General features: G+C 61.2%; 12 protein-coding genes. 7 read left to right on the top strand and 5 right to left on the bottom strand.

Translation table 11 applies throughout. The annotated features are described in order from the left end of the window. Positions 1–97: 97 nt before the first annotated feature. The 3 genes from D6858_RS06405 to D6858_RS06395 form a co-directional block, all read right to left on the bottom strand. Positions 98–1,336, bottom strand: a complete 1,239-nt coding sequence (locus tag D6858_RS06405) for a cation:proton antiporter (RefSeq protein ID WP_047822095.1) — start codon at positions 1,334–1,336, stop codon at positions 98–100. Further along, positions 1,333–2,937 (bottom strand): L-lactate permease, encoded by a 1,605-nt coding sequence (locus D6858_RS06400; RefSeq protein WP_120109495.1) that lies wholly within the window; start codon positions 2,935–2,937, stop codon positions 1,333–1,335. The genes D6858_RS06405 and D6858_RS06400 overlap by 4 nt, the downstream gene beginning before the upstream one ends. 159 nt (positions 2,938–3,096) lie before the next feature. After that, positions 3,097–4,140: an alpha/beta fold hydrolase gene (locus D6858_RS06395; RefSeq protein WP_120108410.1), complete on the bottom strand. Its 1,044-nt coding sequence runs from the start codon at positions 4,138–4,140 to the stop codon at positions 3,097–3,099. Here D6858_RS06395 and D6858_RS06390 point away from each other — a divergent pair. Continuing rightward, complete coding sequence (locus tag D6858_RS06390) at positions 4,139–5,068, top strand: 1-phosphofructokinase family hexose kinase (RefSeq protein WP_120108407.1); 930 nt, start codon at positions 4,139–4,141, stop codon at positions 5,066–5,068. The two genes, D6858_RS06395 and D6858_RS06390, sit on opposite strands and share 2 nt — an antisense overlap. 85 nt (positions 5,069–5,153) lie before the next feature. Beyond that, a complete protein-coding gene (locus D6858_RS06385; RefSeq protein ID WP_088712491.1) occupies positions 5,154–7,547 on the top strand; it encodes a heavy metal translocating P-type ATPase in 2,394 nt (797 codons plus the stop codon). 54 nt (positions 7,548–7,601) lie between these two features. Here D6858_RS06385 and D6858_RS06380 read toward each other — a convergent pair whose 3' ends face one another. Next, on the bottom strand, positions 7,602–9,257 hold the full coding sequence (locus D6858_RS06380; protein ID WP_120108404.1) for an acyl-CoA dehydrogenase family protein: 1,656 nt from the start codon (positions 9,255–9,257) through the stop codon (positions 7,602–7,604). Positions 9,258–9,339: 82 nt separating this feature from the next. Here D6858_RS06380 and D6858_RS06375 point away from each other — a divergent pair, with 82 nt between their 5' ends. From D6858_RS06375 to D6858_RS06355, 5 genes are all read left to right on the top strand, one after another. Continuing rightward, positions 9,340–10,674 carry a hypothetical protein gene (locus D6858_RS06375; RefSeq protein WP_240623727.1) on the top strand — a complete coding sequence of 445 codons (1,335 nt, stop codon included), beginning with the start codon at positions 9,340–9,342 and terminating at the stop codon, positions 10,672–10,674. 86 nt (positions 10,675–10,760) lie between these two features. Next, on the top strand, positions 10,761–12,125 hold the full coding sequence (locus D6858_RS06370) for an MBL fold metallo-hydrolase RNA specificity domain-containing protein (protein WP_120108401.1): 1,365 nt from the start codon (positions 10,761–10,763) through the stop codon (positions 12,123–12,125). Further along, positions 12,122–13,660 carry a thymidine phosphorylase family protein gene (locus D6858_RS06365; RefSeq protein ID WP_120108398.1) on the top strand — a complete coding sequence of 513 codons (1,539 nt, stop codon included), beginning with the start codon at positions 12,122–12,124 and terminating at the stop codon, positions 13,658–13,660. The genes D6858_RS06370 and D6858_RS06365 overlap by 4 nt, the downstream gene beginning before the upstream one ends. Next, positions 13,657–14,574: a ribose-phosphate pyrophosphokinase gene (locus D6858_RS06360; protein ID WP_120108396.1), complete on the top strand. Its 918-nt coding sequence runs from the start codon at positions 13,657–13,659 to the stop codon at positions 14,572–14,574. The genes D6858_RS06365 and D6858_RS06360 overlap by 4 nt, the downstream gene beginning before the upstream one ends. A gap of 56 nt (positions 14,575–14,630) precedes the next feature. Further along, on the top strand, positions 14,631–15,680 hold the full coding sequence (locus D6858_RS06355) for a type II glyceraldehyde-3-phosphate dehydrogenase (protein ID WP_103022876.1): 1,050 nt from the start codon (positions 14,631–14,633) through the stop codon (positions 15,678–15,680). Between the two features lie 272 nt (positions 15,681–15,952). Here the strand turns inward: D6858_RS06355 and D6858_RS06345 are convergent, their stop codons facing one another. Continuing rightward, positions 15,953–16,582, bottom strand: coding sequence for an RNA polymerase sigma factor (locus D6858_RS06345; RefSeq protein ID WP_120108393.1), 630 nt, complete (start codon positions 16,580–16,582; stop codon positions 15,953–15,955). Between the last annotated feature and the right edge of the window lie 25 nt (positions 16,583–16,607).

The following is a 16,607-nucleotide window of genomic DNA, read 5'->3' as shown; positions in this document are numbered from 1 at the left end:
GCGGTGCTCGGCAGTGGTCGAACGTGGACGTTGCCTCGAGCGGCGGCTAAATCTTACCCGTCGCCGCCGAAGCATCGTCCATATGGTGAGACGGTTTTCAGCCCGGCCGATTACAGCCCTGCTGCCCCCGCTCGCGAAAAAGCCAGCGCAGTCCGATGGGTGTGACAATCGTGGTGACGAGCGCCATGAGGACGAGAGCGGAAAAGAGATTGGCGACGACCGTGCCGGGATAATCGAAGAGCCCTGCCTCCCATGCGATACTCACGATGATCAATTCAACCGCCCCGCGGCCGCTCATGCCGAACCCGACCCCGAGCGCCTCCTTGCGGGTGAGACCAGAAAGCAGAGCAGGAAGCCCGGCGCCAATGATCTTGCCCATAAGTGCGACTAGAATCAGCGCCAGCACGATGCCAGGAATGATGGCAAGGGCCGCGAAATCCACGCGAATACCGATCGAAAGAAAGAAAAGCGGGGCCAGCAAGCCCATCGTGAGATCGCTGACCGTTGCTTTCAGGCGCGCGAAAGAGGCTTGACCCAGGCTCTTGGCGTTGAACAGAAGGGCGGCGGCGAAGGCTCCGATGATGAAGTCCATGCCAAGCAGTTCGGCCAGCCCTGCAAACCCCAAGGCTGTCAGAATGAGCGCGGTAAACTCAGGGGCGGGAATCCGCAGGCGCGAGATCAGATTGGCGATCCTCGGCGCCCCGAAATAGCCGGCGGCAGCGACAATGAGGAAGAACAGCGCGGCTTTGCCAAGCAGCGGCAACATCGCCCCAATCCCCGGGACGGAACCTGCCGCAATTGCGCCGGTCAAGATCGCGAGGAGCACAAGTCCGATGATATCGTCGAGAATTGCAGCGGCGATCACCGTGCGACCGGTTGGGGTGTGGACCATGCCGAGATCCATGAACACGCCGATGGCGACCGGGACCGCAGAAATTGACAATGCAACGCCGACCAGCAGAGCCTGGACGAATTTCATCGGGTTGTCGGGAAGCACCCACCACGCAAGGGCCATGCCCAAAGCGAGTGGCAACAGCACGCCTCCGAGCGCCACGGCAGCCGAGCGACCCGAATGTCTGAACAGCTCTCCGGGGGCAATTTCGAGGCCGGCAAGCAGCAGCAGGAAGAAAATTCCGAACTCGGCGGCAAGGTCGAGAAAGGCGCTGCGCGACAATTCGGCGAGAAACGGAGCGTTGAGGGAGGCCGCCAAAACCGCCAGTATTAGCCCGGCCCCGATCTCCCCCACCAGCGCGGGCTGGCCGAGGCGCGTTGCAATCTCTCCGAAGGATCTCGCCGCCAGCAGCAGGAGAATGAGATGCAGCACATGCTCGATCATCGTGCGAACCCGATTGCGGCAGCTGCGACAAGGCCAACGGCGGCAGTATAGGCGAGCATTGGCACAAGCGTGACCCGGATGATCTCTCCCTCGCGCCCGACACGGCCGACGACGGCTGCAGCTGCCACCACATTGACGACCGACACCATGTTCCCCGCGCTGGCGCCAAGGATCTGGGCGCCAAGGACGGTTTCCGGTGGCAGTCCGGCCTGATTGGCTGCGGTGACCTGAAACAGGGCAAATGTCATATTGCTGAAGGTCGCACTTCCTGAGAGAAAACTGCCCAGCGCTCCGATAAATGGTGCAATCACCGGCCAGTTCTGTCCGGCGGCATCGGCCGCAAGAACTGAAAGCGCCATTGGCATGCTCGGCAAACCGTCCGAATTGATTCCCGAATACACAAAGACGCGCACCATCGGGACCGCCGCCGCAAGCGTCACCGCGCTTGCGGCCGTGATCTTCAGAGTGTCCCGGCCAGCGCTGCGTAGACGCTCACTGTCGAGAGGCAAAATACAGACGGCCAAGAGACCCGCGATCAAAAACATCGAACCAGGCAAATATAGCGGCGCAAGCGCTATGTTGATCTGCGTCCCCAGAACCGAATCCCAGGCAAAAGAGACGTCCTGCAAGGCCTGTTTGACCGGCAACAGATCTGCGCGGCTCACGAGAAGGAGCGCGGCGAGCAAGAGATAGGGTGCCCAGGCCCGCTTCAATGTAACGCGTGACGTTTCTGCGGCAATCGGCGCGCCCGAAGTGGCTGCGCCAGATCTGGGTTTGAGGAAACCGCGTTGGGCTGCTGGAACCACGAGCACGATGGCACAGAGCGCGCCGACAAGCGCGGGAAGTTCGGGACCTAGCGTCGCACTGACGACAAAGGCAGGTATGGTGTAAGCAAGACCGGCAAACAGAGCGAACCGCCAATATCCCAGCGCACTGGACCAGCTTCGTTCTTCGGAAAAGAACCGCGAGTAGATAAGGATGAGCGCGAACGGGACGAGCGAGCCGGTAGCGAGATCGATAGCGCCTGCCACCTGCGCCGAGTTTTCAATCAGACTATCGAGCCCGCCATCTGCGGCGGGTTGACGAAGTCCTTCGCGTAGCCCGATGGCTACCGGCGTGCCGATCGCACCGAAGGCTACCGGACTGCTATTGGCAATCAGTGCAAGTGACACGGCTGCCATCGGTGTGAAACGAAGCGCCACAAGCAGCGGGGCGGTAATGGCGGCCGGGGTGCCGAAACCGGCGACGCCTTCGAGGAAGGCACCGAAGGTCCAGCTTATGACGATAAGCTGAACCCGCGGTTCCGGCGATATGGCCGCGAATCCTTCGCGTATCCGTGACATCGCCTCGCCTTCGGTAAGGAGCCTCAAGAGAAGTATCGCACCAAAGATGATCAATAAGACCGAGGCCGCGATCGCCAGACCCTCGATCGAAGCGGCGAGGATTGTGCGGGGCGCCATTTGCCACAGGAAATAGCCAGCAGCGACGGTTACGAGATAGGCCAGTGCCATGGCCCGCGATGCGGGCATCCGCAGACCGACAAGGAGAAGCAGAACCGCAAGCAGGGGCGAAAGCGCTGCAAGAAATAGGCTGAATGTAATGTCGCCCTCCGCTCGGCCGTGCGCAGCGTCAGACTGCGTCTCGTCTATCGGACGGGAAAGAGGGCCTGCGATTACGGCGGAGACCGGCGCAGATGCACCCTCGGCCTGCGTCAACGCGGCTGGGCCCTCCCCATCCGGGGCCAAAGGAGTCAGGCGGGCTTAGCCATTCGGCAGCATGGCTTTTCGCGCCGCTTGCTTCACAAAGCTCGCGATAAGCTCACAGCACTTTTTCGGCGCTCGCAGAAAAGGGTGATGATCGAGCCCCTCAAGGACGCAAAGCTCAACATTCGAGAATGCATCTGCGAGCGCTCTTACCGGCGCAAGCGGTGCCATGATGTCATCGCTCCCATGAATACACAGCACGTGGTGAACGGGCTCTAGAATTCTCAGGTCGGCCGCTACGTCATGGCGATAGACAACATCCCATAGCGACGAGGTAGATGACCTCCACGTATGCTGGACAAGGTCTTCGACGATCTCGCGCGGAATATCTCGAATGAGATAGGGCAGAATTCTCCCTAACAGGCGGCGCGTGATGATGCAGGCTAGAATGGTCAGCAGGACGTTGGTGTATATGAGCCCTCCCTTAACCGGTCCCTGGCGCAAATATTCATAAGCCTCGTCCTGCGATCCGAAGTGAGGCAGGCTGATGAGTACGAGGCGCTCGACGGTCTCGGTGTGTCTGGCCGCATAGGCTGCGGCAATCAGGGCGCCCAGCGAATGGCCGACGAGCGTTACCGGCCCGAGAGGGGCGAGAACGCGCTGCAAGGCATCGACATGCCGCTCGACGCTATACTTCACCCACGGCTTGGGCGATCGCCCGAAGCCCAGCAGATCGACGAGCACAATTTTGTACTCTTGCGCTAGCTCGGTTACCCGCGCCTCCCAATATCGCGTGGTCCCACCCAACCCTGCGACGAACACAAGGGTCCGGGCACCGCCTCCAAGTATCTTCACAAACAGCTCAGGATTGCGATCGCGTCTTGAGGGGGGAATCGAATCTTGCACCATTTCTCTAATTTTGCGCGCGTCAGCCCGAGGGACAGACGCCTTGGCGTCGCCAAAGTTACACGGGCGGCTCAGCCTGACGAGCGCCGACGAGACCAGACAGGCATACGAGCGGATCATGGTGGCGTAAGGCTGCGTATCCTGCCGCGTCCTAACCGGGGAGACCGCAAAAACGACAAAGGATTGCCTCGCCATGATCGCCACCCTGACGCTGAACCCAACAATCGATGGCGCGGCGCAGGCCGAGGTGGTGAAGCCGATGCACAAGATCCGTACATTCGATGAGCATTATTATCCTGGCGGAGGCGGTCTCAACGTTGCACGCGTCATCAACGAACTCGGCGGCGAGTCCTACGCGCTTTATCTTGCAGGTGGGGCGACAGGCGGCGTGCTGCAGGAGCTCATTGAGCAAGCACGGGTGCGTGCCGAACGCTTCTCGATCTCCGGCTCCACGCGGATCAGCCACGCGATCTACGAACGGTCCACCAATCTCGAATTTCGCTTCGTGCCGCAGGGTCCGGAAGTCTCCGAAAGCGACTGCGAAGTCGTCCTGCGAGCGCTGCAAACGCTCGATTGCAAATATCTCGTGGCAAGCGGGAGTCTTCCGCGCGGCCTGCGTAGCGATATCTACGCCATCATCGGTGCGATTTGCCTGAGCCGAGGCATCAAGCTGGTCCTGGACAGTTCTGGAGACGCTCTGCGGCATGGCATTGGCGGCGGCGTTCACCTGGCAAAGCCGAGCCTAGGCGAACTCGAAACGCTCGTCGGCCGAAGGCTGGCGACCGCGGCAGAGCAGGAAACGGCGGCCCAAGCCATCGTGCGCGATAATGGCCTCGACATGCTCGCTCTCACTCTGGGGCGCGATGGCGCCATGCTTGTAACGCCCGAGAAGACCGTGATGCACGCCGCCCCGAAGATCAATGCACAAAGCGCCGTCGGTGCGGGAGACAGCTTCCTTGCCGCAATGACCGTTCGCCTTGCCGCAGGCGACGCGCCCGAGGCGGCCTTTCTTTACGGCATGGCAGCTGGCGCTGCCACGGCGCTTACACCAGGAACTTCGCTATGCAAGCGCAGCGATGTCGAGCGGCTCTATGCCGAACTCAGAGCGCGCAGCGAGGGCTAGGGTGGCAGGCAAGCAACTGTAAGAGCCAGCGCTCATTACCGTCTTGATCCAGAAGCACTATGGTTCAGCCTAGAGGGAATTCGCTTTGGCAACACTCACTTTAGAAGTCGGAAATCTCTTTGAAGAACTCGATCACCTCGGCGTGGAGAAGCAGCTGCGGCATGAAGCCGGCGTAAGCCGAGCCACTGCAAACCCCGCGGGGGGCAGCGTGACCGTGGAATACGACCCTGCGCAGACCGATGGGACGCGGCTTCAGAGCCTGATCAAAAGCTGCGGTTTCCGCTGCCGTGGCGGCATCATGCCGAAGCATGTCTGTAAACCGGCGGAAGCAAATCTTTCGGAATCCGGCACGGGACCGGGGCGCGGTGCGGACAGCAGGGGAGAACAGGCAGTTCACCACGACCACCGCCAAGGCGGGGCGAAGGACGAAATGGCCCAGGAAATGGGCCACGGGGCAGGCATGGACATGCAGGAGATGGTACGCGACATGCGCAACCGTTTCTGGATTGCCTTCATCTTCACGATCCCGATTTTCATCTACTCCCCGATGGGCGGGTTTTTCACTCCTCCGGCCCCGCCGTTCGGCATGAATCTTGAGCTTTTTCTGTTCGGCCTGGCGAGCGCGGCCGTGCTCTATCCGGTCTGGCCATTTGTGGTCGCTGCATGGCGCGCCCTTCGCAATGGCATTCTCAATATGGCCGTGCTTGTCGTGCTTTCGGTCGGCACCGGCTATCTCTTCAGCGTCGGATCGACATTTTTCTTTCCCGGCGTGCAATTCTATGAGGCCGTCGCCATCCTGCTCGTGTTCATCCTCCTCGGGCACTGGCTGGAAATGCGCGCGCGCGCGGGCGCGTCGGCGGCGATCCGGGCTCTGCTCGACCTGGCCCCGCCAATGGCGGTCGTTCTGCGCGATGGCGAGGAGCAGGAAATCCCAACGGCCGACGTCCTTGAAGGCGACACCGTGCTCATCCGCCCGGGCAACAAGATCCCCGTAGACGGGGAGGTATTGGAAGGCAGCTCCCAGGTCGATGAATCGATGCTCACCGGTGAATCCATGCCGGTCGCAAAAGGACCCGGTGACGAGGTCATCGGAGCGACCATCAACAAGAGCGGCAGTTTCCGCTACCGGGCGACCAAGGTCGGCGCTGACACGGCGCTCGCGCAAATCGTGAAGCTCGTGCAGGAGGCGCAGAATTCCAAGGCGCCCGCGCAATTGCTCGCCGACCGCGCGTCGCAATGGCTTGTTCTGATCGCGATCGTCATTGGCCTCGGAACGTTTGCTGTCTGGTTCTGGTGGATCGGTGAAACATTGCTGTTTGCCGTGACCCTGACAATCACGGTCTTCGTGATCGCCTGCCCCGATGCGCTCGGACTGGCCACACCGATGGCGGTCATGGTCGGCACCGGGCTCGGCGCAAGTCGCGGCATTCTGTTCAAGAACGCGTCGGCGCTGGAAGACGCCACAAAGCTCAATGTCGTTATCTTCGACAAGACCGGCACCTTGACGATGGGCGAACCGCGCGTCGTGGATATCGTGGCCGCCGAGGGCCGCATGCCCGAACAGGTGTTGCTACTGGCCGCTGCGGTCGAAAAGGGATCGGAGCATCCGCTCGCCCTTGCGATCCTTGACAAGGCCGAAGGACTGAAGATCCCCGAAGCGCGCGATTTTCTCAACCGCGACGGGAGAGGGGCGCAGGCGGAGGTCAACGGCGATACCGTTTTCCTCGGCAACCGCCGGCTGATGGACGAAGAATCAATCTCACTGGGAGGGCTGGCTGACAAGGCCGAGGAACTCAAGGGAGCGGGCCGCACGGTCGTCCATGTCGCTCACCAGGGGATTCTTGTAGGCCTGATCGCGATCGCCGATGCGCCGCGTCCGACGGCCAAGGCCGCGATTGCCCGGCTGCATGACAAGGGCGTCGAGGTCGCCATGCTCACCGGCGACAATGAGGGTACCGCGCGGCGCGTGGCCGAGGAACTGGGTATCGACATCGTGCTCGCCGATGTGCTTCCCGGCCAGAAGGCCGACAAGGTGAAAGAGCTTCAGGCGCAAGGAAAAAGAGTCGGAATGGTCGGGGATGGCATCAATGATGCGCCTGCCCTGACCCAGGCCGATGTGGGCTTTGCGATCGGGGCCGGTACCGATGTGGCCATGGAAAGCGCAGACGTCGTGCTGATGCGAAGTGATCCCTACGATGTTGTGGGCGCGGTGGAGCTGTCGCGTGCGACGCTGCGAAAGATGCATCAGAACCTGTTCTGGGCGGTCGCCTACAACGTCATCGCCTTTCCCGCCGCCGCCGGTGTCTTCTATCCGTTCATTATCAGTCCCGCTGTCGCAGCAATCGCGATGTCCGGCAGTTCCGTCCTTGTCGCGGTCAATGCCCTGCTGCTCAAACGCACCCGCCTAGACAGCTATAAGCCTGAAAATTTTGCCGAAGAGGCCCCCACACCGCCTGTTACCGGTCAGGCGAGTGCCTGAGTGTCAGGCCTTGATGCCGTCCAAGTGTCCTTCACTGCAAGAGCGTCCGACGCCTCATTCGCTCGGCAGGGCACGGGCCAACAGCCGGTCGGTGTCAAGCGAAGCATTCGCTCCGCCATAAAGAAACGCACGGTTGTCGGGGTCGAGCCGCGTCACGCAGAACCCGGCGAGAACGGCAGATGGTGCATCGCGGAGGCAGACTGCCTCGAGCGACAGCGCGACCGTCTCGACGAAGGCGCGCGCTTCGGATTCCGCGGGGACACCATTGACACGAATGCCGTCGAGGCGATCGATGGCCGCATCGAGCAGCGGATGCGCGCCCTGCGCCCGGCCAAGCTCCGCGCGCAGGGCTTCCCACGCTTGCGGTTCGCGCGTGAGCGCGCGGAGGGCATCGAGCGCGATCACGTTACCCGACCCCTCCCAGATCGCATTCAGAGGGCTCTGCCGAAAAAGGCGCGGCATGGGCCCCTCTTCCACAAAGCCGGCGCCGCCAAGACACTCAAGCGCTTCGTAGACGAAGCCGGGTTGACGTTTGCAGACCCAATATTTTGCGATCGGTGTCGCGAGGCGCGCAAAGGCCGCTTCGCGTTCGTCGCCGGCCTGCGCAGCGTCGAACGCCGAGGCGATGCGGATCATCAGCGCCGTCGCGGCCTCGACCTCGAGCGCGAGGTCGGCGAGAACACCGCGCATGGCGGGCTGGTCGGCCAATTGGCGCTGGAAGGCCGTGCGGTGCCGCGTATGCCATGCGGCTTGCGTAAGAGCTGCACGCATTCCCGCGGCGGACCCTGCAATGCAGTCGAGCCGTGTACCCTGCACCATATCGATGATCGTCCGTATGCCCCTACCTTCTTCCCCGACACGCTGGGCCCAGGCGCCGTGATATTCGATCTCGGACGAGGCGTTGGAGCGGTCGCCGAGCTTGTCTTTGAGCCGCATGATGTGAATGGCATTGCGGGTCCCGTCGGGGCGCCAGCGCGGCACGAGAAAGCAGGTCAGACCGCCTTCTGCGTAGGCGAGGGTCAGAAAGGCGTCGGACATCGGGGCGGAACAGAACCACTTGTGGCCGATCAGCTCATATTCCCCCGTGCCGAGCGCATGCGCGCGTGTAGTATTCGCGCGAACGTCGCTACCGCCCTGCTTCTCGGTCATCGCCATGCCCATTGTCGCGCCGGTCTTCTCAGCCGCCGGGATAAACCGCGGGTCATATCGGCCGCTGGTAACGCGCGGCTCCCATTCAGCGGCTACGGCCGGTTCGGCGCGGAGCGCGGGAACGACCGCGTAAGTCATCGACATCGGGCAGGCCGTGCCCGCGTCGGCCTGGGTCATGAGGTAGAGGAGCGAAGCGTGCAGCGTATGACCCGCCTGTTCGGCGGTCCAGGCCGCCCCCGACACGCCCGATTCAAGACCGAGGCGCATGAGTTGGTGGTAGGCGGGATGAAACTCGACTTCGTCGATCCGGTGGCCGAAGCGGTCGAAGGTTTTCAGCTTTGGCGGATTTTCGTTGGCAAGGCGCCCCCATTCGAGCGCCTCGAAACTGCCGACGCGTTTGCCAAATACAGCAAGCTGGTCGCTGTGCGCAGCCGCCCCGTTTCGTTCGAGTGCGCTTTGCAGAGGAACGTCGAGCTCGAAGGCGTTGAAATCCACAAGGGGTGGAGGCTGGTTGAGCACCTCATGCGTGGCAAGCTGGTCTGGCAAAGAGATTCTCGGCATATCCGAGTCTCGCCGAGACAGCGAAAAAGCGCAACTCCTCACTGGGCGAAGTGCTTTATCTGCCCATTATTGATGGAACCGAATGATGCCATGCGATGACAAGACCGACAGCTGTGCTGCAGAACAGGCTGAAGGGAAGGCGGCGGACTGGGCCAATGCCGAGTGCATGTGCGTAACGCTCGACCGGCAGCGTTTGGCGACCCTCCTCGATACGGAACTCGGCGAGAGCGGAGCCGGCGACACCCTCCTTGCATCACAGTCGAACCTTTTCGCCAACGCCCCGGTTTTCATCGATCCAGCTACGCTTTCGGCCATGACGGAGGTTGTGACGGCCATCGAGACCGTCGCCAAAACCCCCGCCTTCCGCTCGGTTGTCATGGGCTGGGCGCCTTCGTCAGCCGCCCGAGATTTCGGGCCCAAAGGGGTTCTTATGGGCTACGACTTCCATCTCACCGCCAACGGTCCGCGGCTCATCGAGATCAACACCAATGCCGGCGGCGCTTTTCTGAACGCCTTGCTTGCCGATGCGCAAACCCAATGCTGCAGGGAAACACGACCGGCTCTGGCCGCAGACATCTCACAGGACACGTTTCGGACAAGAATTGCCCGGATGTTCGAGGAGGAGTGGCATGCGCAGGATCGTGCCGGTGAGCTCGAATCCATCGCCATCGTCGATGATGATCCTGAAGGACAGCCGCTTTTTCCCGAATTTCTCGCAGCAAGGACCCTGTTGCAGGAGCACGGATATGAAGCGGTGGTCGCCGGGCCCGAGGATCTCGAGCTGTCCCCCGCCGGATTACTCTTCGAGGGCAGGAAAATCGATCTTGTGTATAATCGCCTGGTCGATTTCTCGCTCGATCGCCCGGAGAGCCGGACCCTTCGGGAAGCCTATATGACAGGCCGCGTCGTGCTCTCGCCAAATCCGCATATCCATGCGCTCTATGCCGACAAGCGGAACCTCTGCCTGCTTTCCGATCCGGATTGGCTGGCTTCGTGCGGTTTGAGCGAACGCGAGAAAAAAGTGATCCTCGCCGCGGTGCCGAAAACAGCAATCGTCGATCGTTTTAACGCCGAGAAATTCTGGTCCGAACGGCGAGACTGGTTTTTCAAACCTGCCCGCGGTTATGGCAGCAAGGCCGCCTATCGCGGAGCGAAGCTGACGAAGCGGGTCTGGTCCGAGATCGTCGAGGGCGGCTATGTCGCGCAGCGGTTTACGCCTCCGAGCACGCGCAAGGTCCGCCTTGAGACGGATATCGTCGAGCTCAAAGTGGATGTGCGGCTTTATACCTATGCCGGAGAAATACTGTTGCGCGCGGCACGGCTCTACCATGGCCAGGCGACAAATATGCGAACCCCGGGTGGCGGCTTTTCGCCGATACTTCCCATGACGGATGATCCTGCCTGCGGATTCCGGTAAGTTCGGACGGTTGAACTGTAATTTCCGCCACGTGCTCCCGTCTGTTGGGGGTTACGCATCTATCCGATTGGCGGGGAACACGTCTGGTGAGCTACAAACTAAGTTTTCTAGGAGCAGCTGGAACGGTCACCGGATCGAAATATCTTCTGCAGACGCCTGATCACAGGATCCTAATCGATTGCGGTCTCTTTCAGGGTTTCAAACAGCTTCGTGAGCGCAACTGGAAGCCGTTTCCGGTCGATCCGGCGTCAATCGATGCGGTCCTCCTCACACATGCTCACCTTGATCATTCAGGCTACGTTCCAGCCCTGATCCGCGACGGGTTTAAGGGGCGAGTGCTGAGCACGCACGCAACGCTCAAATTGTGCGAATTGCTGCTTCCCGACAGCGGTTATTTGATGGAGGCCGACGCCCGCTATGCAAAAAGGAAAGGGTACAGCAAGCACAAGTCGCCTCGGCCCCTATACACCCAGGCCGATGCGAAAGCCGCGTTGAAGTCATTCCGGCCTGTGCCCTTCCAGCAGCTGGTCGAAGTTACGCGCGATTGCAAGGCGATCTTCCGGCCGATGGGCCATATTCTCGGCGCATCAAGTATCGAGCTGCAGTGCGGAGATATGAAGATTGTCTTCTCGGGTGACATCGGCCGCTATGGCAGCGCCACGATGGTCGACCCCGTGCCGGTTCCAGAGGCCGATTACATCGTCACCGAATCCACATACGGCAATCGCCATCATGGCGAGGCCGATCCTGAAAGTGTACTCGAAGACGTTGTCGGAAGAACGGTCCAGCGCGGCGGGTCGGTCATCATTCCTTCCTTCGCGATCGGGCGCGCCCAGACGCTCCTCTACCATCTCGGTCAGTTGCGGCAGCAAGGCCGCCTGCCGCAAATCCCGATCTATCTCGACAGTCCCATGGCGGTGAACGCCAGCTCGATTTTCTGTGACCATCTCGGCGAACACCGGCTCACCGAAAAGCAATGCCGCGATGCCTGCGGAATTGCCGAATATGTTCGCGAAGCCGAAGATTCGAAGCAGCTCAATCGCAGCGCCATGCCGAAGATCATCATATCAGCAAGCGGCATGGCAACCGGGGGACGCATTCTCCACCACCTCAAGCATTATGCGCCGAGTCACCGCAACACGATCATCCTCGCAGGATTTCAGGCTGGCGGCACGCGGGGGGCAGCTTTGCGGGATGGCGCGACCGAACTGAAAATCCACGGCAGTTACATCCCCATCCGCGCCGAGGTGGCACAGCTCGACATGCTCTCGGCCCATGCCGAGCAGGACGAGCTGCTGCGATGGCTCGAAGGTTTCCAATCCTCTCCGCGGCAGGTCTTCGTAACCCATGGAGAACCCAGTGCTTCCGACACACTAAGACATCTTGTTACCGAACGTCTTGGCTGGAATGCGCGCGTCCCCGAGCACGCCGAAGAGGTTGTCCTTTCATGAGTGAGGCCATCCTTTCCCCCACCTCCTCCACGGATGCACTTGCTCATCCGTTGCGCGCGCGGGCTTTGCCGATCGAAACCGATGGCGAAGCGATGATCTTCATGCATGAGGATTGTCCGGTTGCGCGGTCCGAAGGGTTTCGCGCCCGCGTGCGGGTGGAACTTGTCGCGAAAGGAAGAAGGCTTTTGGCGACGCTTTACCGGGCTACGGATGATCTCCTGGCCGACGATGAAGTGGGCCTGCCTCACCGGCTGATGGCACGGCTTTCTCTCGCCGAGGGCGACGAGCTTCAAGTCAGGCATCCTCATCCGTTGTCGTCGCTCAGCCACGTTAGAGCTAAACTCTATGGCCACCGGCTTGACGAGATCCGTCTAGGACACATTATCGCCGATATCGCGGACGGTCGGTATTCGGATGTCGACATCGCCGCGTTCGTGTCCGCTTTCGCTGCGCAGCCAGCACAAGGAGAGGAAACCGCTGCCCTCACCCGAGCGATGCTCGCTGCGGGCGACCGCCTCGAATGGAATGCCGACCGCGTGATGGATAAACATTGCGTCGGCGGACTGCCGGGCAATCGGACAACACCTATCGTGGTCAGTATTATCGCGGCAGCCGGTCTCACGATGCCAAAGACGTCATCCAGGGCGATCACATCACCGGCCGGTACTGCGGATGCGATGGAGACCATGGCGCCCGTGACGCTCGATCTGGCGGCCATGCAGAAGGTGGTCGAACGAGAGGGCGGCTGCATCGTTTGGGGCGGCAGCGTCAATCTCAGTCCTGCTGATGACGTCCTCATTCGGATCGAGCGGGCTCTGGATGTTGACAGCGATGCGCAACTTGTCGCTTCAGTGCTTTCCAAGAAACTTGCTGCCGGATCGACGCACGTATTGCTTGACCTACCAGTAGGACCGACCGCGAAGATTCGGAGCACAAGGGACGCCGATGCGCTTGCGGGGCTCCTCGAGAACGTGGCGCGGCAATGCGGACTGCACGTCGCGACAGTCCAGACCGACGGGACCCAGCCAGTTGGACGCGGGATCGGGCCGGCCCTGGAGGCACATGATGTCCTTGCGGTCCTCGCCAACCGCGACGACGCGCCGCAGGATCTCAAAGCTCGCGCGCTGGCGCTGGCTGCCGGCATCCTCGAATTGAGCGGCGCACCACGCTCCGATGCTCTCCATCGGGCGACGCAATTGCTGGTCGAGGGGCGCGCAGAAAGCAAATTTCTTGCTATCTGCGAGGCCCAGGGCGGCTTCAAAGAGCCAGGGCGGGCGCTCCAGACGCGCGAATTCCTCGCCGCGCGCGCAGGGCGGGTAGCCACCTTTGACAACCGCCTGCTTGCGCGCACTGCCAAACTCGCTGGCGCACCGCAGCGCGCGACGGCCGGTATCGCTCTGCATGTGAAGTCGGGCGATTTGGTTGAGCAAGGCCAGCCCCTCTTCACCATTCACGGCGAAAGCATGGGCGAGCTTGATTACGCTTTCGCCTTTGCTTTGCGCAACAGCGATATGATCAGATTGGAGGCACAATGAGCAGGGTCGTCTTTTCCCTTAGCGCGGCACCGGGCATGGCCGAAGGACTTGCCCGGTGTTTCGAGGCCGATCTCGGCGAACTCGAGACGCGCCAGTTCCCCGATGGAGAAACCTACCTGCGGATCGCCACACCCGTAAGTGGCCGCGATGTAGTCCTGCTTTGCACTCTTGACCGGCCCGATGCGAAAATCGCGCCATTGCTGTTCGCGGCGGATGCGCTGCGCGATCAGGGCGCACGCAGCATCGCGCTCGTCGCGCCGTATCTAGCCTATATGCGCCAGGACAAGGCCTTCAATCCAGGTGAGGCCGTCACGTCCGTTTCGTTCTCGCGGCTGCTGTCGTTCTATTTCGATTTCCTCGTCACCGTCGATCCCCATCTGCATCGCATCGACAATCTCGACGAGATTTATTCGGTGCCGAGCAAGGTCGTGCCCGCAGCGCCGGCGATCGCGGATTGGCTAAAGGCCAACATCCCGAACGCTTTCGTCATCGGGCCCGACGAAGAGAGCGAACAATGGGTGCTCGATGTCGCAGAAAGGGCCGGCATACCTTCAGCCGTACTTGAGAAGAAACGCTGGGGCGACTTCGATGTGGCGATCAGCGGCGGGAGCCTTCCCGATATGGACGACAAACAACCCGTCATCATCGACGATATTGCCTCAAGTGCGCGAACGCTTGTCGAAACAGTCAAGCTGCTCTCGAAGGCTGGAACAAAGCCGCCGGTCTGCGTTGTGGTCCACCCCATCTTTGCCGGCGATGCATATGACGAGCTCCTGCAGGCCGGGGCCAAGCGCGTGATCAGCGTCAATGCCATCGCGCATCCAACCAACGCGGTGGATATTTCGCCGGCACTCGCCGAGGCTTTGTGCGCATGGAGCGTCCAGAACGATGAGCTGATCGGAGCCGGCCACTAATCCCACCCTTTCGGCGTAACGAAAGCGCCGCAACCACCAACTGGAGTTCATTTTCAATGACAAAGGAGCCAAACAAGATCTCGGTAGGGGTCGTAGGAGCAGGGGTAATCGGTCGCCGCGTTGTCGGCGCCGTAAGGCTGCAACCCGATATGGCATTGGCCGGTGTCGCCGACGTCGCCGCCGATTGGCGGATCGCAATGCTCGCGAAGGACGGCGTTCGCCTGTTTGCGGCCAGTTCGCAGGCCTCGCAAACCTTGCCGGATGCGGGTCTCGACGTTGCGGGTTCGCTAGAGGACCTTATCGCGGCAAGCGACGTCATTGTCGACTGCACACCCAAGGGCATCGGCGCCAAAAACGCAGACATCTATCGCAGCGCCGGGAAGCCATTCATCGTGCAGGGAGGCGAGAAGCACGACGTGGCGGGGCACTCATTCGTCGCCGAAGCAACCTACGGGAGCGCATTCGGGCGAGATGCGACGCGGGTCGTGTCATGCAACACCACGTCGATCGTCCGCACCCTAGGGGCGCTGAAGCGCGCAGGCCTGCTCAAAAAAGCGCGCGGGACACTTATGCGCCGGGCCACCGACCCCTGGGAGAGCCATCTCGGGGGGATCATGAACACGCTCGTGCCCGAGCCGACAATCCCGAGCCATCAGGGGCCGGATGCCCGGCATGTGGATCCGGAACTCGATGTGGTGACGATCGCGATCAAGGTTCCTGAGACCCTGGCTCATCTTCACAGCTGGTATGTCGAGCTCAACCGGCCTGCGACAAAGGAGGAAGTCCTCGACGCATTTGCGGCCTCGCCAAGAATTCTGCTCATCGATGGAGACAGCGGACTGTCGGCCCTCAACAGCGTCAAAGAGGCGATGGCGATGGAGGGGCGGCCCAATGCAGACCTCTACGAGGTGGCCCTGTGGAGCAATATTCTCGCGGTCGATGGCACCGAACTGTGCTACAATTACATGGTTGACAATCAGGCCATCGTCATTCCTGAAACGATAGATGCGATCCGTGCCCTGGCGTCGAGCGAGGAACAGCCCGAGGTCTCGATGCGGTTGACAAACAAAGCGCTTGCTATCGGAGCAGACGAGCTGAGATTGTAGCGCTTGGAGGCAAGAGCGAAGCCAATGACGAACGCCCCCACGGACCGGCCACGATGCAAGCCAGAGACGCGATCCTCCGGCTCGGAAGAGCGAGCGATCGACGAAGCTTTGATCGAAACGTTTCCCGCAAGCGATCCTCCTTCCTGGACCTTGGGCGTCGACAGCGATCCAGGCCAAAACGATAAAGCTATGCGACCATGCAGCCCAGGAGACGCGCGGCTCAAGGACGGAGACTAGCATCGCCCAGATAGTGCGGCCCCGACAGTCCGCGCCTACGGCGCGGGTGCTTGCTCCTTCTCATGCTGGCATTCGCAATCGAGAAAACCGTGAATGACACAAGTGCGGCACATCTGGAGCAGACGCGTGCGAAGCGCGCCGCGCGCACGATGAAGACGTACATTGATATTGTTGACACTTGTATCGAGTGCGTCGGCAATGCTTTCGCGCGGTTCCTCAAGCAAATCAGCGCGCCAGATGACTTCGGAATAATCCGGCCTGAGCGTTGGCAGGAGTCGATAGAGACAGTTGCAGACGGCAGCTTCTATCTCTTCGTCCGACACGATTTCCGCCTCGGCAAGTTCGGCAAGTTCCTGAGGATCAATGGCGGTTTCGTGTTTACGTCCGCGCGCAGCCTGTCGGTAAAAGTCGGCAATGGTCGTCGCCAGCACTCGGGAGAGCCATCCCTTGACCGAACCCACGTTCCGCAGGTCCCCAGCCCGCTCGATCGCGCGAAGCATGAAACGCTGAAGAACTTCCTCCGCCTCCTGACGCCCCCGCATACGGCCGATAAGGAAACGCAGCATATCTTCGTGGCTATCCACCAGGGCCCGGCGCACTGCTTCATCCATCGGTCGCAACGCCTCCTCGGACCCGTCAGCTTTATCGGCTTTATTTTCGATCATGGAAAACCCCGAAGCGCCAGTGCCC

This window comes from Tsuneonella suprasediminis (assembly GCF_003605755.1).
Classification (GTDB): domain Bacteria; phylum Pseudomonadota; class Alphaproteobacteria; order Sphingomonadales; family Sphingomonadaceae; genus Tsuneonella; species Tsuneonella suprasediminis.
Note: the sequence above shows the minus strand (reverse complement) of the source record. Positions and strands in the feature narration are given on the sequence as shown.